Annotated in this window: 28 protein-coding genes; 26 read left to right on the forward strand and 2 right to left on the reverse strand. The window is 38.0% G+C overall.

What is annotated here, in order from left to right:
• Positions 1-37: 37 nt before the first annotated feature.
• The gene (locus IGJ15_RS04315; RefSeq protein WP_154694561.1) at positions 38-265 is read left to right on the forward strand and encodes a hypothetical protein; all 228 of its coding nucleotides are present in this window, start codon (positions 38-40) and stop codon (positions 263-265) included.
• 96 nt (positions 266-361) lie between these two features.
• Here IGJ15_RS04315 and IGJ15_RS04320 read toward each other — a convergent pair whose 3' ends face one another.
• Positions 362-772, reverse strand: a complete 411-nt coding sequence (locus IGJ15_RS04320; RefSeq protein WP_154694560.1) for a YybH family protein — start codon at positions 770-772, stop codon at positions 362-364.
• A 499-nt stretch (positions 773-1,271) separates the two neighbouring features.
• On the opposite strand from IGJ15_RS04320, the gene IGJ15_RS04325 reads away from it, so the two are divergent.
• Positions 1,272-1,664: a hypothetical protein gene (locus IGJ15_RS04325; protein ID WP_151196344.1), complete on the forward strand. Its 393-nt coding sequence runs from the start codon at positions 1,272-1,274 to the stop codon at positions 1,662-1,664.
• Between the two features lie 69 nt (positions 1,665-1,733).
• Here IGJ15_RS04325 and IGJ15_RS04330 read toward each other — a convergent pair whose 3' ends face one another.
• On the reverse strand, positions 1,734-2,285 hold the full coding sequence (locus IGJ15_RS04330) for a PBECR4 domain-containing protein (protein WP_010749262.1): 552 nt from the start codon (positions 2,283-2,285) through the stop codon (positions 1,734-1,736).
• A 443-nt stretch (positions 2,286-2,728) separates the two neighbouring features.
• Between IGJ15_RS04330 and IGJ15_RS04335 the strand changes: the two genes are divergently transcribed.
• The 24 genes from IGJ15_RS04335 (at position 2,729) to IGJ15_RS04450 (ending at position 21,000) form a co-directional block, all read left to right on the forward strand.
• Positions 2,729-2,920 carry a hypothetical protein gene (locus tag IGJ15_RS04335; protein WP_154694559.1) on the forward strand — a complete coding sequence of 64 codons (192 nt, stop codon included), beginning with the start codon at positions 2,729-2,731 and terminating at the stop codon, positions 2,918-2,920.
• A gap of 2 nt (positions 2,921-2,922) precedes the next feature.
• On the forward strand, positions 2,923-3,165 hold the full coding sequence (locus IGJ15_RS04340; protein WP_154694558.1) for a hypothetical protein: 243 nt from the start codon (positions 2,923-2,925) through the stop codon (positions 3,163-3,165).
• 14 nt (positions 3,166-3,179) lie between these two features.
• Entirely contained in the window at positions 3,180-3,317 is a 138-nt protein-coding gene (locus tag IGJ15_RS04345) for a hypothetical protein (RefSeq protein ID WP_189372320.1), read from the forward strand.
• A gap of 181 nt (positions 3,318-3,498) precedes the next feature.
• Entirely contained in the window at positions 3,499-3,978 is a 480-nt protein-coding gene (locus tag IGJ15_RS04350; protein ID WP_142972060.1) for a hypothetical protein, read from the forward strand.
• Between the two features lie 285 nt (positions 3,979-4,263).
• Positions 4,264-4,443, forward strand: coding sequence for a sporulation protein Cse60 (locus IGJ15_RS04355; RefSeq protein ID WP_195907741.1), 180 nt, complete (start codon positions 4,264-4,266; stop codon positions 4,441-4,443).
• A gap of 59 nt (positions 4,444-4,502) precedes the next feature.
• On the forward strand, positions 4,503-4,697 hold the full coding sequence (locus tag IGJ15_RS04360; RefSeq protein ID WP_154694555.1) for a hypothetical protein: 195 nt from the start codon (positions 4,503-4,505) through the stop codon (positions 4,695-4,697).
• Complete coding sequence (locus IGJ15_RS04365; protein ID WP_142972057.1) at positions 4,694-5,041, forward strand: hypothetical protein; 348 nt, start codon at positions 4,694-4,696, stop codon at positions 5,039-5,041. The genes IGJ15_RS04360 and IGJ15_RS04365 overlap by 4 nt, the downstream gene beginning before the upstream one ends.
• 33 nt (positions 5,042-5,074) lie before the next feature.
• The gene (locus IGJ15_RS04370) at positions 5,075-5,407 is read left to right on the forward strand and encodes an HNH endonuclease (RefSeq protein ID WP_154694554.1); all 333 of its coding nucleotides are present in this window, start codon (positions 5,075-5,077) and stop codon (positions 5,405-5,407) included.
• Between the two features lie 147 nt (positions 5,408-5,554).
• The gene (locus tag IGJ15_RS04375) at positions 5,555-6,796 is read left to right on the forward strand and encodes a phage portal protein (RefSeq protein WP_154694553.1); all 1,242 of its coding nucleotides are present in this window, start codon (positions 5,555-5,557) and stop codon (positions 6,794-6,796) included.
• A complete protein-coding gene (locus tag IGJ15_RS04380) occupies positions 6,789-7,550 on the forward strand; it encodes a hypothetical protein (protein WP_154694552.1) in 762 nt (253 codons plus the stop codon). Before IGJ15_RS04375 ends, IGJ15_RS04380 begins: the two co-directional genes overlap by 8 nt.
• Before the next feature lie 59 nt (positions 7,551-7,609).
• Positions 7,610-9,019: a DEAD/DEAH box helicase family protein gene (locus tag IGJ15_RS04385; RefSeq protein WP_154694551.1), complete on the forward strand. Its 1,410-nt coding sequence runs from the start codon at positions 7,610-7,612 to the stop codon at positions 9,017-9,019.
• 80 nt (positions 9,020-9,099) lie between these two features.
• Positions 9,100-9,561: a capsid assembly scaffolding protein Gp46 family protein gene (locus IGJ15_RS04390; protein ID WP_142964707.1), complete on the forward strand. Its 462-nt coding sequence runs from the start codon at positions 9,100-9,102 to the stop codon at positions 9,559-9,561.
• 4 nt (positions 9,562-9,565) lie between these two features.
• Positions 9,566-10,468, forward strand: a complete 903-nt coding sequence (locus IGJ15_RS04395) for a phage major capsid protein (RefSeq protein WP_142964708.1) — start codon at positions 9,566-9,568, stop codon at positions 10,466-10,468.
• Entirely contained in the window at positions 10,468-10,794 is a 327-nt protein-coding gene (locus tag IGJ15_RS04400) for a hypothetical protein (protein WP_154694550.1), read from the forward strand. The genes IGJ15_RS04395 and IGJ15_RS04400 overlap by 1 nt, the downstream gene beginning before the upstream one ends.
• Before the next feature lie 4 nt (positions 10,795-10,798).
• Positions 10,799-11,242, forward strand: a complete 444-nt coding sequence (locus tag IGJ15_RS04405) for a phage Gp19/Gp15/Gp42 family protein (RefSeq protein ID WP_154694549.1) — start codon at positions 10,799-10,801, stop codon at positions 11,240-11,242.
• On the forward strand, positions 11,184-11,522 hold the full coding sequence (locus IGJ15_RS04410) for a hypothetical protein (protein WP_154694548.1): 339 nt from the start codon (positions 11,184-11,186) through the stop codon (positions 11,520-11,522). Before IGJ15_RS04405 ends, IGJ15_RS04410 begins: the two co-directional genes overlap by 59 nt.
• Positions 11,515-11,751, forward strand: a complete 237-nt coding sequence (locus tag IGJ15_RS04415) for a hypothetical protein (RefSeq protein ID WP_041120510.1) — start codon at positions 11,515-11,517, stop codon at positions 11,749-11,751. The genes IGJ15_RS04410 and IGJ15_RS04415 overlap by 8 nt, the downstream gene beginning before the upstream one ends.
• On the forward strand, positions 11,752-12,087 hold the full coding sequence (locus IGJ15_RS04420; protein ID WP_154694547.1) for a hypothetical protein: 336 nt from the start codon (positions 11,752-11,754) through the stop codon (positions 12,085-12,087).
• An 11-nt stretch (positions 12,088-12,098) separates the two neighbouring features.
• A complete protein-coding gene (locus IGJ15_RS04425) occupies positions 12,099-12,680 on the forward strand; it encodes a phage tail protein (protein ID WP_154694546.1) in 582 nt (193 codons plus the stop codon).
• On the forward strand, positions 12,677-12,940 hold the full coding sequence (locus IGJ15_RS04430) for a hypothetical protein (RefSeq protein WP_154694545.1): 264 nt from the start codon (positions 12,677-12,679) through the stop codon (positions 12,938-12,940). Before IGJ15_RS04425 ends, IGJ15_RS04430 begins: the two co-directional genes overlap by 4 nt.
• An 11-nt stretch (positions 12,941-12,951) precedes the next feature.
• Positions 12,952-13,335, forward strand: a complete 384-nt coding sequence (locus IGJ15_RS04435) for a DUF5361 domain-containing protein (RefSeq protein WP_430599307.1) — start codon at positions 12,952-12,954, stop codon at positions 13,333-13,335.
• Entirely contained in the window at positions 13,335-15,704 is a 2,370-nt protein-coding gene (locus tag IGJ15_RS04440; RefSeq protein WP_430599309.1) for a phage tail protein, read from the forward strand. The genes IGJ15_RS04435 and IGJ15_RS04440 overlap by 1 nt, the downstream gene beginning before the upstream one ends.
• Positions 15,705-15,707: 3 nt before the next feature.
• Positions 15,708-17,213, forward strand: a complete 1,506-nt coding sequence (locus IGJ15_RS04445; protein ID WP_154694542.1) for a distal tail protein Dit — start codon at positions 15,708-15,710, stop codon at positions 17,211-17,213.
• A 1-nt stretch (position 17,214) separates the two neighbouring features.
• A complete protein-coding gene (locus tag IGJ15_RS04450) occupies positions 17,215-21,000 on the forward strand; it encodes a hypothetical protein (RefSeq protein ID WP_430599311.1) in 3,786 nt (1,261 codons plus the stop codon).
• Positions 21,001-21,031: the final 31 nt, after the last annotated feature.

A 21,031-nucleotide genomic window follows, 5' to 3' on the forward strand; every position in this document is an offset into this window, starting at 1 on the left:
TAAGCGGAAGATATTACCAACTAGGAGGAGAAGAAAGATGGCGTTTAAATTTAAGTGTATTGAAACATTTGCAGTGCCAGAACTTGACGACTTTGAGGGAGATCGAACTGGTGAGGATTTTCAAATAGTCGAAGGTAGTATTTGGCAAAGTGAAGAGCCTATAAAAGATAATGCGAAAGAAGTTGTTCTGACTAAGGAAGATGGGGCATGGATTGACATTCATAAAGACTTATTTGATCTGATGTTCAATCCAGTCAGCAAGTGACAGAGATAAAGGAATTCAAGAGGAAATTAGTACATCTTTAAAAAAAATGCCCGCATTATAAAAAAGCCACTTTGTAAGTGACTATATATTTAAAATTTATTCAACTAAATTTGTTCCGTAAGAGTTATCAATAGCACAGAGCCATTGATTGTTCACAAGTCTAAACACATATGTTGCTCGACGTTCCATCGAAAACTCAGACTGTTCTTTCGCTTTTTCACTTGCTTCTAAAAAAGTCTGCGCAAGAATTAATGCGGTATCTCCAGAAATCAAATAAATCATTTTACCTTCGATAGGCTTAATAGAGTTATCAAAATATTTCGCAATCTTTATAAATGCATTTTTAATTTCTTCACGTCCATAAACAACAGTATCTGGCTTTACAACAAGAATAGCATTATCAGTGTAATAATTAACTAGCTCATCAAAACGTTCTTCGTGAATTAACTGGTCGCACGTATTGATTATTGAATAGATTTCATTTTCAATAGCTTTGTTTTTATTCATAAGTATTTTCTACCTCCATTGAGTATTTAGTTGAATTATAAAGATTTAAAATAAAATGTCAATCAATGATAGATATTATGAAAAGGTAAAGGAGATAATGACAGTTGCAAAACTGATTGAAGATCCAAAAACTACCCGCTTGATTCAAAAGTCACGGCAACAGTCGGTGGGGAAGTATGTGAAGTACCTTGGTTGGAATATAACGAAGAATATAACATTGTCGATATAGGTACTACTTGATTAAGTCAGCAATCCACCAAAATTGTGGAAATAAAAAAACTACCCTAAAAGAGTAGCAACAGAATCATAAATTATTTTTTTTGGAATCGGAAATTCCGTGTTTAACTGCCAATCTGATGATTCCATAAAGCATAAATCCTATAAAAATATACCAAATAAAAGCTAAAAAAGTTCCCAAAGCAATACCTCCTTTTAGGTATTGTAACATATTTTACATTTTACCAAGTCAGTTATCCGACGAAATAGCAGAAAGCGAGTGATGAATGTGAGTGAAGAACGCAAAATAACTGCAGGTACAATCAGTGGTGCGACTTTTAAAAGTATAGATATTGAACCGTCAATAATAGTTGATGGGAAAAGCTATACCGCTAGTGAATTTAATAAAGCCGTTGAAATGTTGAAACAACCGCAACTCAGACCAGTAGTAATTCGAGAGAAGAAAGAAGAGCATGCTTTTAGTGAAATAACGAGTGTACGGTATTGCGTTAGTTGCGAATACACAGACACAGAAATAAAAGGCAAATTTCATCAGTGGATATCCGAATATGCTGCTAACGAGTATGGAGAAAGATCCAACCTATACGCAGTAGTAGAAATGAACGATGGAACAATAGCGCTATATGAGCATGACTTGATAAGGTTTATCGATTAATTCCGCAATCGTCAGCGATAACGGAATTCAGGCATAAAAAAACCATCGCTTATGATGGTCTACTAAAACTTAAAAGAGTTGTATTTGTCTAGTTGGATTGATAAATTCTATTGTTTCCACCTTTGCCCTTTTTGAAGAAGGCATAACTGGATGCCGCCCTTTCTTAAAGACATAAAAAGTTACAGGTGAATAAATTGATTCTCCGGTTTCTCTCAGTCCTAAGTTCAGATATTTGTTTTTATGTGGATGGGCGAACACAATATCTAATTTCATTGAAGATCCATGACGATCTTGCTCAGAGACATATATCACCGAGGCGTTATAGTCTTCTAAAAAAATATTTAGTATATACGGAAACAATGTGATGCGATCTTTAATTTTCACGAAATTTTGATGACGCTGCAGTTTTTCGTAAGTTATGTCCTTGTTGCAGAGCATTTCGCATAATGTTTGTGGCGGATCGGTGTAGATGTATTGAAGACCCAATAAGTGAGGTAATTGCTTTATATCGAACTTAATATAAAACCTATCTAAAGGTTCAAACTTTGTTGTTAGGATAGCCATCTTTCCATCAAAGTTAGAAAGATACTGATTATAAGTGAGAGAGAAATCTGTATTCATTCTAACCTCCAAAAATGCACAAAAAAAATAAGAGTGCAAAGCATGGATACCGTCCCATGCAGACAAACGCTAGGCTAACCCGCCCGCGGGGGAACGTGGGTGCACTCAATTCCCACTTCGATCACGAATGATCCAGATTCTGGATTGGAGAGGAGTAAGATCTATATCCTCACCAATAATATAACAGCAATCCCCATTTTTGGCAAGAACTTGATTTAAAGATGACAAAGAACTAGAAGCCGTTAGAATATCATAGAGGATCATAGTGGTTCAAAAATAGGCGAAAGTAGCTTATAGAAGAGTGTCAGCGAATGTTTGGAAAATATATTAAATAACGAGAGGTGTTTGAATGAGAATAAGAATTATTGGTATTGTCGTATTTTTATTGGGGACTGTAGTTATTACCATGTCCTATACAATTGCTGAATTAGAGAGGGGAACAGATGAATAGTAAACGTGTGATTTATATCTTGTTAGCAATGCTTGCAGTGTCATGCTGGGGATCAACCTACGTGATTTGGTCCCAATCAAAGCAAATTGAGCAGTTACAAGAACAACTGCAGCATGAGCAAATGAAGTACAGGATTATTATCAATGATCCGCTTGTGCGAGATGCGATGGAAAGAGGAGGATGAAAATGGCATCAGATGAAACGAGGCAAAGGCCGCTTACTTGGTCCCGAGGATCAATTGAAGAAATAGTAAACAGTATATCGAATGTTTTTAGGCTATTCGGTGTATCAATGGATGAAGCTGTTCTAAATATCGAAATCAAACAATCAAGTGATCCAAGGGTCAAGAAATATCATCAAATTTATCGTAGGACAAAGAAACCAAGAATCAAGAGAAAGCAGCTGAAGAAAATTAAAGCTATCTTGTAATCGGAGGATAAATGATGGACTTTGCAGTGTTAGTAGCCGTGGCACTTTTTGCGGCAGTATTCGCAAGTGTAATTTTCGGTAAAGAATTAGATGAAAAGGAGAAGCAAGCCATTGCCAAAGAAAAAATCGAAAGTAAAAAAGAAGAAGCGTAAGTTACTAGAAAAAGCCAAGGCGAACGGAACCATAAATAAAAAAGTCCTTGGTAAGACTTTGAAGAGTTTGATCATTGATGAAGAACATCAGTATGCCTCACATTTTGATAAATAAAAAAGCCACTACCTTTTGGGTAAGTGACCTGTGACAAGACTATTTTACCATAAAGGGGTGGCGTTTGTGAGATTTCAATGGCTAAAAGATTATCAGGAGCTTGACGAGCAGATTGTTTACTTGAAATGGAATCTCAATAAATCCAGACTCGAACGCAATAGATGGGTTTATGGAGATCTACAAAATGTAAGGTTAGAAAAGAATTCTCGCGCGTCATCACTCGAAGAAAATATGGCAAGAATTGAACAAGAAATCGAATTGTTGGAAGAACAACGAACAGAAATGCTTGCGATAATTAATTCTTTCGCTGGTATAGACAACGAGATAATTAAGAAAAAATACATTGATGGATGTTCATTAGATGTTATTGCAGAAGAAATCGGATATAGCGCCTCTTACGTTCGTCAACGACATGCAGAAATAAGAAAGACTTTGGATTTCTTGGACCAATACGAAGAAAAAATGCAGGATAAACAAAACAAGTTGATAGAAATTGATGATTACAATAGAAACGCAAGTGAAGTAAGGCAAATATCATTATTTTGAATGTTCGATAAATGTTCGATTGTTTAAGCTATTCAGTTCTTGATTCAAACGGGTTATATTAATAGCGTAGAAGAAACGAGAGCGGCGGCTTGGACTACTCACAACATTCCAAATACCGAAAGGAGGCAATCTCCTTATCGCGAAACTTCTTTGACGAATACAAAAAGCAGCACATTACTTTGAATCGAGGTGAAACTCCTCATTTCAAAATTTGCTAGTGCTGTCTTTTTGTAATTGTTTTCATCTCTATCATAGAGTATGCTTATCTTGAATGGAGGTGATACTATGAAAGCTGAAGTAATAATAAGCTCAAACGTAAAAAATTTTGAGGACGATCTAAACGAATTTCTATTTGAATTAGCACAAAAAGAAAAAGAAATAGTTGATATTAAGTATCAGACGTTATTAGATGAAAGCAGTGGTATTTCGTGTATTAATCATTCTGCTCTAGTCTTATACAAATAATAATCAGGACATCCAGAAGGGTGTCTTTTTTTATACATATTTTTAAGGAGGACCCAAAAATGAAAAGTTTAATTATTTGGCTACCGGATGGGCAAACTATGAAGTTCGAAGATGTAAAAGATTTTAAAGAAGTTTCAACAGATGATCTTGATTCGCTGCAATTTAACTATTTAGGTGTGTCAACCGGAGTAAGACGTAATGCGATTTTCATTTATCCCAAGATTATGGGTTGGGCATTGGAAGAAAAATCATGAAGGAATTTAGCAAAGTAAATGTATTAGGAACAGAGTACACAATATACAAAGATACATCTGAAATTGATAAGCCTTTCATGAGTGGTGCTGACGGACTGACGGACTTCACTACCAAAGAAATATTCATTGCAACACTTGATGATGGTAATCCAGATAACATGCAGGCTATGGAACATTACGAGAAGAGAACAATAAGACATGAGATCATTCATGCAATCTTATTTGAATCCGGACTGGATCACAATAGTAAATGGGGAAGAGATGAAGAAATAGTGGATTGGATTGCTATTCAGTTCCCTAAGTTATTAGATGTCTTTAAATCCGTAGACATTGAAACGTTTTAGTACCCCCACCCCTAAGAAAGGACCCCCTCTATTATGGCACTAAGAGCGGATAGACAAGGACCCCACCGGGTAGCCTTTGAGAAGAACAAGAAGATACTGATGAAGACCCAGAACACTTGTGGGATTTGTGGTAAGCCTATTGATAAAACTATGAAGGCGCCGCACCCTTTGAGTCCAGTAGTTGATCACATAGTTCCAATCAATAAAGGTGGTCATCCATCAAGCATTGACAACCTGCAGCTGGCCCATTGGACATGCAACCGACAGAAGTCTGACAAGCTTTACACAACCAAGGACGAAGCACCGAAAGTTATCGGTAATAGAAACCTTCCACAAAGCGCTGATTGGGCTTCTTATGGCGGTTAAATAATTTGTATTAATCATACGAAAATATTTTTAAAACCTGATACGCGCAAAAGGAGAGGGGGGTGGGTACCCCTCCGGCCATGTGGCTGAGCTTCACGCCGTCACTGTACATTTTTTCTCGCGCGACTTTTTGAAAGGAGTGAAATAATGGAAATTTATGGCATTGATTACCTAAGAAACAAGCTAGCTACACATAAAATTCGTGTTGATTTAAGGTATAGACAATACGATATGAAAAAAAATGAATCAAGCTTTGGTATCACAATTCCACCTGAAATAAGAAAAAGATATCGATCAGTTTTAGGATGGTGTGCCAAAGGGGTGGATGCTTTGGCTGATCGTTTAGTTTTTCGTGAATTTGAACATGATGACTTTGAGGTAAACGAAATTTTTGAAGCAAATAATCCGGATGTGTTTTTTGATAGCTTGGTTTTATCATCTTTGATTGCTTCTTGTTCTTTCGTTTATATTTCAAGGGGTGAAGGAGAAATACCTAGATTACAAATAATTGAAGCAAGCAATGCGACGGGGATTATTGATCCAATTACAGGACTTCTAACCGAAGGGTATGCAGTTCTCGAAAGAGATAAAGATGGAAATCCATCTATCGAAGCATATTTTCTGCCTGGTATAACTTATTACTATTATGGTGATGAAGATATACCGGATGAACCTATCGAACATAGTTTTGATTATCCATTATTAGTGCCGGTAATTCATCGGCCAGATGCAGTTCGGCCGTTTGGTCGTTCTCGTATTACACGATCAGGTATGTATTACCAGTCGTACGCAAAACGTACACTAGAACGTGCAGATATCACCGCAGAATTTTACTCATTTCCGCAAAAATATGTTTTAGGAACAGATCAAGATTCAGAACCATTGAATACTTGGAAGGCAACCATTTCAGCGATGCTCGAATTTACAGTTGGAGAAGGTGGCAATGTTCCAACAGTGGGACAGTTCACGACTTCTAGTATGACTCCATTTACAGAACAATTAAAAACTGCAGCTGCTGGATTCGCTGGGGAAACAGGACTTACATTGGATGACTTGGGATTTGTTTCTGATAATCCCTCATCGGTTGAAGCTATTAGAGCTAGTCATGAAAATTTAAGACTGGCAGGACGTAAAGCGCAACGATCATTAGGATCTGGAATATTGAACGTAGCATTTATTGCTGCTTGTTTACGTGATGACTACCCGTATTTTAGATATCAGTTTGCAAAAACAATTCCTAAGTGGGAACCATTATTTGAAGCTGATGCCAATTCATTAACATTAATTGGAGATGGTGCGATTAAATTGAATCAAGCGATTCCAGGATATATCAATAGTGAAACAATCAGAGATTTAACTGGAATAAAAGGTGGCGATAGTAATGGATAACGACATTGTTCCCGCATTACTTGAAAAAATCAAAAATGATTTTAGTGAGCAGACAATAAACAGTCAGAAGTTGAAGTCTGCTTTTTCTTTGCTCAAAAATCGTAAGGCAACATACAAAAATGTAAATGAGTTTGCTATTGAAATCGGAGAATTATTAGCAAATGTATTAGGCAGCAATATAAGCATTGACATTCTTCCTGATGGGAAAATGTATTTTAATATTGCTGATCGGTTGCTTAATGAAACGCTGAAAAATAATTACGATTTGATTTCAAATTTTGCTATTGATGTTCAAGAGCAGTTAAACAAAGAAGCTGCAATTAAAATTAAAGGTCAGAAACCTGACTTCAACCAAGACAGGGTGAATGGCCTTGTAAACAAGATGTCAGCAGCAGAAGATTTCGATACTGTTAAGTGGGTATTAGGAGAACCAATCGTAAATTTTAGTCAAAGTGTTGTTGATGATGTTATTAAAGCAAATGTAGATTTTCATGCGAAATCTGGTTTAAGGCCAAGAGTCAACAGAACCTTAGTCGGACATGCTTGTGATTGGTGTAAAAGTTTAGCTGGCTCATTTGATTATTATGATTTACCAGATGATATTTATCGAAGGCATGAAAGGTGTAAATGTATAGTTGAATATAAACCCGGTAATGGTCGAAAACAAAATGTATGGTCAAAAGCTTGGACTGATCCACAAAAGGAACAGAAAATTCAATCTAGAAAAAATATAAATTTGAGAAAGGATGCGTGATCCAATATCTCCCAGCGACAGGGTTATCATGCATGATCGAGATTGAAAGGGGATTGTTTATGACTACTAAAGTGAAATTTGGTAATCAACATCCTACTCAATCGGTAATTATTCCATATGATAGATCTGTATCTCAAAGAGCGATTGAAAGATATCAAAGAACTGGTCGCAATTGTTATGATTGGCAAATTAGTATGCTTGAACCTATCTTGGCTATTGATGAAGATAATTTATGGGTTCATCAAAAGTTTGGTTTCTCAATTCCACGAAGAAACGGTAAAACCGAGGTTATTTACATTATTGAGTTAGATGCTTTAGAAGAAGGATTGAGTATTTTGCATACGGCTCACAGAATCAGTACGTCTCACGCTTCATATGAACAAGTAAAAAAATTACTTGAAGACACGGGATATATTGAGGGCGAAGACTTCAACTCAATCAAAGCCAAAGGCCAAGAACGATTGGAGTTATACTCAACTGGCGGTGTGGTTCAATTCAGAACAAGAACATCTAGTGGTGGGCTTGGAGAAGGATTTGATTTACTTGTAATAGATGAAGCTCAAGAATACACCACTGAGCAAGAATCAGCTTTGAAGTATACCGTTACAGACAGTCAAAATCCTATGACGATTATGTGTGGTACGCCACCAACGCCGGTTTCGAGTGGTACTGTTTTTACAGGTTATCGTGATACTACGCTATTTGGTAAATCGAAGTATTCTGGTTGGGCGGAATGGTCAGTTGAGGATATGAAGGATATCCATGATGTCGAGGCTTGGTACCATTCCAATCCTTCATTAGGTTATCATTTGACGGAAAGAAAGATTGAAGCAGAACTTGGCGATGACAAACTCGATCACAACGTACAGCGTTTGGGGTACTGGCCTAAGTACAATCAAAAATCAGCTATTTCTGCTAGTGATTGGTCAAGGTTGAAAGTAGTAGCTCTGCCTGTATTGAAAGGTCCGCTGTATGTTGGTATCAAGTATGGGAATGATGGCCAGAATGTTGCAATGAGTATTGCGGTTAAAACTTTATCGGGAAAAATATTCGTTGAAACAATTGATTGTGTATCTGTAAGGAACGGCAATCAATGGATCATTAATTTCTTGAAAAAAGCTAACGTAAATGCAGTGGTTATTGACGGAGCCGGCGGTCAAAATATTCTAACTAAAGAAATGGAAGAGTTTAAACTCAAAGCACCGATCCTTCCAAAAGTATCAGAAATCATTACTGCCAATTCATTATGGGAACAAGGGATATTCCAACAAATAATCTGCCATAAAGATCAACCTTCTCTAAGTTCAGTAGTTACGAACACCGAGAAGCGCAATATCGGTAGCAATGGTGGATTTGGTTATAAATCGCAATTTGAAGATAGAGATATCTGTTTGATGGATAGTGCACTACTAGCACATTGGGCTTGTAGTATTAAGAAGCCCAAGAAAAAACAACAAAAAAGGTATTAGACGACTATTTAGCGGTAGTCGTTTTTTAATACGCAAAATTACCGAACTGCCGGGCAAGCAGGAGAAAGGAAGTTTGTATTATGACATTCAAAGCAATTGAAACACAAGAGGAACTGGACCGTATTATTCAGGAGAGATTGAGTCGTGAAAAAGGGAAGTTTGCTGATTACGATGAGATCAAAACACGTAATGCTGCATTAGAAACAGAAGTAGATGCTTTGAAATCCACAATCGAAGAAACAAACAATGCCGCTAAGACTCATGAGCAAACAATAGCTGATCTTAATAAACAAATCGCTGAGAAAGAAACAGTTAATTTGCGTACAAGAATTGCATTACAAAATGGATTACCTATTGATTTAGCGGATCGTTTAATCGGTTCAGATGAAGAAAGTATCAAGGCTGATGCAGAACGGTTAGCTGGTTTAGTAAGTAAGAAACAAACACCGCCACCTTTGAAAAATACTGAAAATAATTTAGGAGAAGGCAAAGATGGTGCATATAAAAAATTAATCCAAGGATTAACACAAGAAGGAGAATAATATTATGCCAACATTATCAAGAGGAAATTTATTTGATCCAGAATTAGTTACTGATTTAATCAACAAAGTAAAAGGGAAAAGCTCATTGGCTATTTTGTCTCAACAAGAAGCGATCCCGTTTGATGGTACAACGCAATTTGTTTTCTCAATGGATTCAGAAATTGACATTGTAGCAGAAAATGGCAAGAAATCACATGGTGGTATTTCTTTAGCGCCAATCAAGATGGTACCTATTAAAGTCGAATATGGCGCTCGTGTTTCAGATGAGTTCATGTATTCTTCTGATGAAAAGAAGATTGAAGTTATTAAGGGGTTCAATGAAGGTTATGCTAAAAAACTAGCACGTGGTGTTGACCTGATGGCTTTCCATGGTATCAACCCAAGAACAGGAGCAGCTTCAACAGTTATTGGTACAAATCATTTTGACAGCAAAGTAACTCAAACGGTGGAATTTAATGCTTCTGATCCAGATACCAATATTGAAGCAGCTGTTTCTTTAATTCAAGGTTCAGAAGGAATTGTTACAGGGCTTGCTGCAGACCCTCAATTTTCAGCAGCTTTAGCAAATATGAGAACAGGTGGAGATACCAACATCCGCTTATTCCCTGAACTTGCTTGGGGTGCTAATCCAGGATCAATTAATGGATTGAAAGCGGATATCAATAATACTGTTTCAGCCAGCTCAAATGATGTGGCAATCATTGGAGATTTTGCGAATTACTTCCAATGGGGATTTGCAAAAGAGATTCCATTAGAAGTTATTGAGTATGGTGATCCGGATAATTCGGGAAATGATTTGAAAGGGTACAATCAAGTATATTTACGATCTGAAACATATTTGGGTTGGGGAATTATGGATCCTAGTAGTTTTGCTCGTGTGATTAAACCAGCAGGAGGCGGAGAATAATGAAATATAAAAACACAAAAACAGGGGTTACTTTTAGTAGCCCTTGTGTTGTTTCTGGTGGCGATTGGGTCTTAGTTACAGATGAGCCAAAAACTGATGAAGAACCAAAAGCACTGAATGAAGTAGAAATTGAAAATACTAACGATGAAGCTGAAACACCAGCTGTTGTTCCAGAACAACAAGCTGATGAAAAAGATGAACAAGTGGCTGGATTAGAAGGCATTACTAAAAAGCAAATCATGCAGGAATTAGATGCATTTGGCATCAAGTATAACCCTAGCTCTAAAAAGCAAGAATTGTACGATTTGATGATGCAAGGGAAGTGATTTCATGGGAGCCTTTGCAACTATTGATGATTTGTCAAACCTATGGCGTACCCTTAAGCCAGAAGAAATCACGCGAGCTACTGAATTGCTTAATATTGTTTCTGATTCTTTGCGAATGGAAGCCGATAAGGTGGGAAAAGATTTAGATAACATGATAAGCATGAAGCCTGATTACTTTTTGAATGTTGTCAAATCGGTAACTGTTGATGTTGTAGCTAGAACACTAATGACATCAACTGATCAGGAGCCAATGACCCAGTATGCAGAAGGAGCATTGGGTTATTCCGTTTCTGGATCGTACCTTGTGCCAGGAGGCGGATTATTTATTAAAAACAGCGAATTGAGCCGTCTTGGTTTAAGACGGCAACGTATGGGAGTGATTGAACCTTATGGTACTTTTGAAAGGAATAACAATTCAATTGGTGGGTTTGACCAAAACGGGAACTGATCCATTCGGGAATCCAATCTACGAAGAAGCAGATATTAATGTTGAAAATGTCTTAGTCACTCCTACTTCCACTGATGATATTGTCAACCAACTTACTTTAACTGGAAAAAAAGCTGTATATACGTTAGCAATTCCTAAAGGAAATACTAATGATTGGGAAGACAAAGAAGTAAAATTCTTTGGTAAACGATGGCGCACCTTTGGCTTTCCTACAGAGGGTATCGAAGACTTAATCCCACTTGATTGGAATAAGAAAGTGATGGTGGAACGTTATGGCTAAGATGAAATTCAAGTTGAACCGGAGTGGAGTAGCAGCTCTAATGAAGTCCAATCAGATGCAAGGTGTATTAGAAGAGAAAGCAACTGGTGTGAGAAATAGAGCTGGCGAAGGTTACAAACAAGATATTTATGTAGGTAAAACGAGAGCAAATGCGATGGTATATGCGGATACATACCAAGCAAAAAAAGACAATATGAAAAATAATACCCTCTTAAAGGCGGTGCGATAAATGATTGAAATTGTGATCAAGAATTTTCTCGATAGTCATTTATCTGTAACTTCCTTTTTAGAAAAACAAGGGAAAATGCCAGAAAGCTATGTTCTTTTCGAAAAGACTGGTAGCGGTGAAAACAATCTTATTTCGTCTTCAACATATGCTTTTCAAAGCTATGCATCTACATTGTATGAAGCCGCATTGTTAAATGCTGAGTTGAAAGAAGTTCTAAAAGATCTGATCAAACTGGATGAAATCAGCAGGATTAAGCTGAATAGTGATTATAACTACACGGACACAACAACAAAAGAGTACAGATATCAAGCAGTATTTGATATCACTCATTACTAGGAGGTAATAACATGTCAGATGCAAAAAATGTATCAACTGCTAAACCAAAAGTGGGAGGAGCCATCTATTCGGCTCCATTGGGAACTACATTGCCAAAAAATGCAACAACTGAATTAAATGCTGCATTCAAAAGCTTGGGATATATTTCAGAAGATGGTATGACAAACTCAAATACACCTTCTTCTGAAAATATTAAAGCCTGGGGTGGGGATACTGTTGCAAGTCCTCAAACAGAGAAAGAAGATACCTTTACTTACACTTTGATTGAAGCGTTAAATGCTGAGGTCTTGAAGGAAGTATATGGATCTACAAACGTAACAGGCACAATTGATACTGGAATTGAAATTAAAGCGAACGCAAAAGAACTTGAAGAACACGTCTTAGTTGCAGACATGATTCTAAAAGGCGGTATTCTTAAAAGAATTGTTATCCCAAACGGAAAAGTAACAGAAATCGGAGAAATTAGTTACACTGATGCTGATGCAGTTGGTTATGAAACAACTATTACTGCTATTCCGTCTGATGACGAAGGAAATACTCACTTCGAATACATTCAGAAACCAACAGCTAGTACGGGAGGTTCAGGACAATGATTAAAGGGGAAACAAAGTCAGGATTCAAATATTCTATCGAAGAAAAACGATTAGACAATTATGAACTCTTAGAAGTTATTGGTGAAATTGATGAAAATCCTGTGGTTGCGCCGAAAGCTTTAAATCTTCTCTTAGGAAAAGAACAGGCGGCAGCTTTGAAAGAACACGTTCGAGATGAAGATGGAATTGTTCCTGCTGCTAAAATGGTTGAAGAACTTGGAAATATTTTTCAGAATCAAGATCAAACAAAAAACTCCTAATCCTCGCCGGAATGATCAATATCGATGAGAGTTCATTGATATGCGATCTAGCCGAAACCTATAAAATATATGACTACAAACAGCTGCCAGCTTCTAAGGTAGCTGTTTTTTCATGTGGACTTAGAGATGAATCTAGAATAAAGCAAAAGCTTAGTGGGCAAAATATTCCGTTGAATATTCTTTTATTAGCGGGAATAAACGATAACTTAAGGCTTTTAGTTTGGGCAAAAACAAAAGATGGCCAAAAAGGAAAAAACCAGCCTGAATCGATTCTTTCTAAATTAGTCGGAAATAACATGAACGAAAGAGAGGAAGTTGTATTTGATTCTGGTGAGGATTTTACTCGTATGAGAAAACAACTGATTGGAGATTCAACGAATGGGGGTGAAGAATAATGGCAACAGAATTAGGTCAAGCTTTTGTACAAATCATGCCCTCTGCCAAGGGAATTAGTGGATCCATAACAAAACAATTGTCTGGTGAGGCTGATGCAGCAGGAACAAGTGCTGGAAATTTAATTGGCGGTAAGCTAGTTGCGGCGATTGGTGGAATTATTGCAGCGGCTAAAATTGGCGAACTTATAACTAAAGGCATTTCTGCTTCTTTGTCAGAGGGTGCCGCATTGCAACAGTCATTAGGAGGGATTGAGACTCTTTTCAAAGGCAGTGCTGATAAGGTAAAGCAGTACGCCAATGAAGCATATAAAACGGCTGGATTATCGGCGAACGATTATATGGAGAATGTTACTAGTTTCAGTGCAAGTTTGTTGCAGTCTATGGGCGGAGATACTGAAAAGGCTGCCGATAAAGCGAACATGGCAATGGTTGATATGTCCGACAATGCTAATAAAATGGGCACAAATATGGGTGATATTCAAAATGCCTATCAGGGATTTGCGAAACAAAACTATACTATGCTTGACAACTTAAAACTTGGTTACGGCGGAACTAAAACAGAAATGGAAAGACTTTTAGCAGATGCTACAAAATTAACAGGCGTTAAATATGATATTAACAATTTGAGTGATGTGTACACTGCGATTCATGCTGTTCAAGAAGAATTAGGAATTACAGGAACTACAGCTAAAGAAGCTGCAGAAACATTCAGCGGGTCTTTCACTTCAATGAAATCAGCGTTTTCTAATGTACTTGGAAATCTTTCTTTAGGACGAGACATAGTTCCTTCTCTTCAAGCGTTAGCACAAACCACCTCAACTTTTCTATTCGACAACTTCATTCCAATGGTCGGTAATATCTTGAAAGGTCTGCCGGTAGTGTTTTCTACACTATTTCAAGAAGCTGGTCCAAGGTTTCTCGAAGGTGGGGAAGCATTGTTGTCACAGGTAGGAATTGGGATCGATGGAGGTTTATCAACGTTGTTAGGAAACGTTCGAAGCGCAATCGATCCAATAATTCAAGTATTTAAAATAGCCTTTGGTCAACTTCCACAGCTATTTCAAACAGTGGTATCTACACTTACGCCAATAATTAACACAATTGCTACTGCCTTTACTAAGCTTGATTTTAGTGGGCTTCAAGCAGTAATCTCTGCAATCATTCCTGCTATAACGAATGCTTTCAGCACAATGATGACAATTGTCAGTCCTGCTATTGATATGGTCGTCAATTCTTTTGTAAAAATGTGGAATGCAGCTCAGCCTATCGTCACTGTGTTGGCTAGTGCGCTGATGCCTGTTTTACAAGTTGTAGGTGCATTTTTAGGAGGAGTTTTCAAAGGAATTCTAATGGGTGTTTCTGCGACATTCGACATGATCACAAGTGCAATCGGATTTTTAACGCCAGTTATTACGTGGCTAGTTGAAGCGTTCAAAGCCTGTGTACCGGCATTAACAACTGTTGCCGAATGGGTTGGAACTGTCATTGGGTACTTTACAAATTTAGGCAGTGCTGGGGGATCATTAAGTTCTATTCTTAGTAGTGCATGGTCAAATATAAAAAGTGCTGTCTCTATAGCAGGAAGTTTGATATCAGGTGCAATTAGCGGCATTCGTGTCGTATTTAGTGGCTTAGGAAGTGCTGGGAGTGTATTAAGTGGAGTTATGTCTAGTATATGGGGCGCAATTCGATCAGTCATTTCAGCTGCAGGAAATATCATTAAATCTGTATTATCGACAGTTGGTAGTGGATTCAGTGCTATGGGGAACATATTTTCAAGCGTTGGATCAAAAGTAACATGCATTATTGATAATGTAAAAAATGTTATCAACGGACTGAAAAATATAGATATCAGTGGTGCAGGGTCTGCGATAATGGAAGGCTTTCTAGGAGGTTTAAAAGCTGCTTGGGAAGGAGTAAAGAACTTCGTTGGAGGAATTGCAGATTGGATCAAAGAACACAAAGGACCGATTTCTTATGACCGAAAATTATTAGTACCAGCTGGTAAAGCAATAATGGGAGGATTTAACGAGACTTTAAAAGATAAGTTTAAAGATGTACAGGCAAAAGTAAAAGGTATGGCTGCAGGTATTTCTAGTAGTTTTATTGCTGATGAAATAGATGCATTTTCTAATAAAACACTTCAAATGGATGTATCTAAAACTATATCTGATGGAAACTATACCGCTAAAAGAGTTATTGCTGATGGCGCACTCGCTCAAAAGAAAAATGAACCTATGTATATCACTATAGAGGGTACAGTGTTATTAGATGGTCAAAAGACTGGAACTATCTTAGCACCAATGGTAAAAATTGAAAATGATCGTATAGAAATTATGGAAAACAAAGTTTATAGAAATAGGGGGTAAGTTATGAAAATACCGGTGTTCTTTGGTGAGGTTGACTTATCTTCTTTTATAGACGAGATTACCTCATTAGACAGAGGGATTGGACCTTCAACCACAATTGAATCAAAATCTTTTGGTGAGGCTGGTAACGCTTTTGTTTCCAGTACAAATGAGGAAGCCTTAATCAAGATGTCCTTTTTTATAAAAAGTAATGTGATAGAGAAGAGAAGAGGATTAGCGGGTGTTTTGAATACTAAAGTACCTCGGAAATTAGTATTTGGTGATGAACCGAATCTCTTTTATTATGCTATACCTCAAGGTGATAAAAGTTTTGATGATAAAAAAACTTATGGAACAGGAACTATAACTTTCCAAATTACTGATGGAGTTGCTCATAATAATTCACTGGATAGTGTAGTCGCGAAAGTTGATTCCAATGGAATTCTTGCGATGGATATTGATTATAAAGGAACAGAGAAAACCCCGCTAACACTTACGATCCATAATAATGCCGAAACTGGATTTTTAGGTGCTATTGGCATGCATGATGATGAAAATACATTTCTAACACAACTTGGTTATGTTGATGAAGCAGATGGCGAGATTCGAGAAAAAGCGCAGATCATTATCGGAAAGGATGGCGGCGTATTTAGCAATTGGACGGATGCGACGACATTCTATGAGAACCAAGAGAAGGCGATTGTTGCCAAGATGCCTGTAACGACTGCGTACGGCGGATGGATGGGTGGTATCCCAGCGGATGCCAAGAAATCAGGTACAAAAAAATGGTACGGAACGGCCAAGGAACTGATTCTTCCGAATCCGATTGAAAGTGCGTACTTGTGGGGAAGGGCATGGTTTGAAACAGGAAAAATGGGGCAAACCGGTCAATGGACATTAGCCTATGTTGACGAGAATAATCTCTTTGTGGCAGGCATGGCAATTTCCAAAGGAGACAAGAACGGAAATAGTGCTACTGTGTATTTTCTGATTAATGAAGGAGCTGGCACAAAGATTTATAAAAGTATCCCACTGACTCCTTCTTATTGGTTGCCTCCAAATCCGTATGGATCGCAAGCAAGAAATGATAATCGAAATATGTTTGATCTGAGAAAAGAAGGCGAGAAGATCACGTTTTTCTGGAATGGCGGCTATCATTCTGTCAATGTTCCCTTCTTAAAAGGAAAAAAAGTGAAACGAGTCCAGTTCTATACTGGTCAATATGCAGATCGTACACCGCAACAAGCTGTTCCTAATATGGGACTTAGGGATGTGTTGGTTGCAGATTTGAAATCACAGTATTGGGAGAATTTACCTAATCGATTCTCAGCTGGATCGGATGTGATTATCACCAAAGAAAATGGCATGAACATGATCTATCGAGACGGAATCCAAACACTTGAAGATTTTATCACTGGTAGTAATTTTCCGTATCTTGTACCTGGTAATAATCATATTGAATTTCCCTATTCTCCATTTACTACCGTTCCGCCGACAATAACCGGGACGTATGAAAAGAGGTTTGTTTAGAATGGAACGTCCATTAATCGCAATCTTAGATAATAAAGACCAATTGCTCTGTGTGACTGATGAATATGAAGGTGGGAATTTACATACCTATTTGTTAGGTACTGCTGCATTCTTTCGATGTTCCATCTTACAAAAATCTGCTATATCACCATTTTTTAAAGTCGGAAACAAGATCTCCTTTATTTATAAAAACACTGCCTATCATTTTGATATTACGGATATGGTCAAAAATGAGAAGTATGTTACCGTACAAGCTGACAGCCTGACGTTGGAATTGCGAAATGAAGATGCTTCTGAATATAAAGCCGCAAAAGCGATGACCTTTGAGGAATATCTCAAGGTCTTTTTGTTTGCTGGTGACAATCCATTGGTTATGGGGATCAATGAAGTAGCGGACAAAAAACTGCAATTAGAATGGGAAGGCAGCGAAGATGATCTTCTTGCTCGCTTGTTTAGTTTAGCAACGAGGTTTGATGCAGAGATTGAGTTTGTGACGCAATTGAATCAGCACTGGGGCCTATCTCAAATTGTTTTGAATGTGTACAAAGCGAATGATGATAAAAACCAAGGTGTAGGAAATAATCGACAGGATGTTCTTCTTGAGTGGGGGAACAATGTTGAAACAATCGATGTGAAAGATAACATTGATAACCTAAAAACTGCCATTAAGCCGATCGGAACAGATGGTTTAACAATAGCGGGTATTGAAATCGATGAACGAGATAAGGATGGCAATCAACTTTTTTACAGTCCTAAAGCTTCCGCGATAATTTATGCTGTTCAAGCAAGAAATATTTTTATGGCAAAAATGAATGGCGAAGGGTATATCAAAAAGAATTGGTCCTATGAAACTAAAAACCAAAACACCTTAGCAGGTCAAGCATTAGCACAGTTGAAAAAACTATCACAGGTGGAAGTTACAGTAACAATAAAGTCGTATGAATATCTTGGAATCGGCGATACAGTCAGGGCTTTGAATACAGAGTATCAGCCGGCGCTGAATTTATCTGTTCGAGTAAGTGAACAAGATATTTATTTTGATGAGTCGAATAGAAACCAAACAAAATTTACTAATGCTCAGATTCTACAATCAGAAGTGGATACTACTCTACTTGCTCGTGTTCAAGCATTGATAGAAGCAAATAAAGTCTTTACGTATGAAATCATTACTAGTGATGGGGTGACTTTTAAGAATGGATTCGGCAGTACCACATTAACTGCTCGTGTTAGAGATGGTATCAAGGATGTAACAGATACCTTTAGACTGAAATGGTATAAAGATGGCACTTTGTTTTCAAATACCAAGACAGTGACGATCAATGCTGCAGATATCGAAGAAAAGGCAGTCTTTCGTTTTGAAGTAGCAGACGATTCGGGGAATGTGCGTGGTGGTGCTGAGGTGACGGTTACCAATATTGATGATGGTAAAAAAGGGGAACCCGGTGAAACATACTATCCACATCGTGGATATTTGATGGCAGACGGTACCTTTACCAAGGTTTATCCGAATGAGAATTTGTTTAGAAATTCGGAATCACCTAATGCTATTGCTTATGCTGGAGCGACCTCAACTAAGACTGCCAACTTATCAGTTCCAGAATGGAATGCCGCGACAGCTGTAAAATATGCAATCAGTGGTGGTACTTCGACTCTAGCCTGTACGATGCCAGCTGGAAGTATGACCACTGCTGGGGTAAAAGAGAATTACGATATTTCTATTTATATTAAGAATACAGGTACAGTAGATTTTAATATAGGTGGCAATATCACTACTTCAACAAGAATTGAAGCAGGTGAAGCTAAATGGGTTACTTTCTTAGCTAAAGACTACTCGCACCCTACTGGGGCAGCTAGGCAATTTTCCATTACAAGATTGTCAGTAGGAGCTGCTATTGAATTTATTGTATGGAGAGCTAAATTTGCATATGGAACCTACAACTCTATTTGGACCCCAAGACCAGATGAAGATTACGAAAATGCCTATCCAAAATACGAAGGATTCTATTCAGATACGAATCAAGTTGGGTCTGATAATCCTGACGATTACAAACCATGGACACCATTCATGGGACCACAAGGAAAAGACGGCTATACACCGGTAAAAAATGTTGATTATTTTGACGGACAACCCGGTCAAAATGGGAAGAGTGCTTATCTATGGATAAGATATTCTCAGAATGCCGATGGATCAGGAATGACTACAGTTCCGGCAAATGCTAAATATACTGGTTATGCTACAACGGAAACGAACGTTGCACCTACCAGTCCAAGCGTTTATAAGTGGCAACAAACGAAAGGTGATCCCGGCATAGGCATTCCCGGAGAACCCGGACCGGACGGAAAGACATCATATCTGCATATCAAATACTCGAATGATGGTGGACTTACTTTTACTGGAAATGGTGGAGAAGACGGCGGTGATTATATTGGCCAGTATGTTGACTTTACGGAAGCAGATAGTAAAAAGCCAAGTGATTATACGTGGTCATTGACGAAAGGTTCCAAAGGGGACAAAGGTGATCCTGCACCACTCATTTCTTTGTCAGGAACAACACAAGCGATCACAGTTGATAAAGATGGAAAGATCACTCCAGCTTCTAGTTTTTCTGTGACCGGAACTGCAGTGAATACCGCTATATCAAATTGGACGTATAGTCTAAACGGTGGTAATTTTGGTTCAGCTGTTCCTACAGGAGTTACTCGAGCAGGCAACACTGTTACGATCGATCCTACAAAAGCTGTATTTGATACATTCACCATCAAGGCGGCAGATGCGACTGTGAGCGATGTATTCACTATTTCTAGAATCAAAGACGGTGGAGAAGGACCTCCTGGATCAGATGCTTATACTGTGTTTCTTACGAACGAATCCTACACCTTTGCTGGATCAACAACTGCAGCATTGGCTGGATCAACAACAACAGAAGTGATCATATATAAAGGCATCAATAAAATTACACCTACTAGCATTACTGTAGGAACTAAGCCGACAGGACTCTCCTCCAGTGTGAGTGGATCAGTAATCACATTAACAGCTACAACTGCATTAGTATCGAAGAGCGGTACTGTACCGATCACAATCACAGCTGATGGCAAGACTTTTACGAAGCAGTTTGCCTATTCAATTTCTTTTCAAGGTGGAAAAGGTGACAAAGGAGACAAAGGAGACAAGGGAAACACAGGGGATAAAGGCGATAAAGGTGATACAGGAGATACTGGTAAAGGGGTTACTGCAGAGGAAATCAGCTATGCTATTTCTCAAGATGGAACAACTCCGCCAACGTCTGGATGGTCAGGGGCAAGACCCACACCTAAAGCGGGCTGGTATATGTGGACAAGAACAAGGTTCAAATATACGGATAATACCTACAGTGTTTATTTCTATCTTGTCGCTCAACAAGGGAAAGATGCGATTGTTATCTCTGATACAGCACCTGCCAATCCAACAAAAGGAACTTTATGGCAAGACAGCAGCGTCACTCCTCAAATCATTAAAGTGTTTAACGGAACTGTTTGGAGTATGTGGGGGATGCCTATTGATAACTTACTTGCTACCAACATTCTTTCTGAGAATGGGGTGTTCAAAAGGTTAGAAGGAGCAGAGATTGTAAATACATTTTCCTATACAGATTCTGGTGTAACTTATACTGGAACTACTACTATGAAAGATGGGAATGGATTTGAGTCAATACCTCGGACACGATTTGTGAGAATTTTTTCGAGATTCCAGCGGGTGAGTATCTCATCGTTTCGACCAGCCGTCAAACCAAAACCGTTTGACCGCTGATCGAAGCGATGAAGTTGAAGCCCTGTGGAAA

Source organism: Enterococcus sp. AZ079 (genome assembly GCF_050547255.1).
GTDB classification, from domain to species: Bacteria; Bacillota; Bacilli; order Lactobacillales; family Enterococcaceae; genus Enterococcus_D; species Enterococcus_D casseliflavus.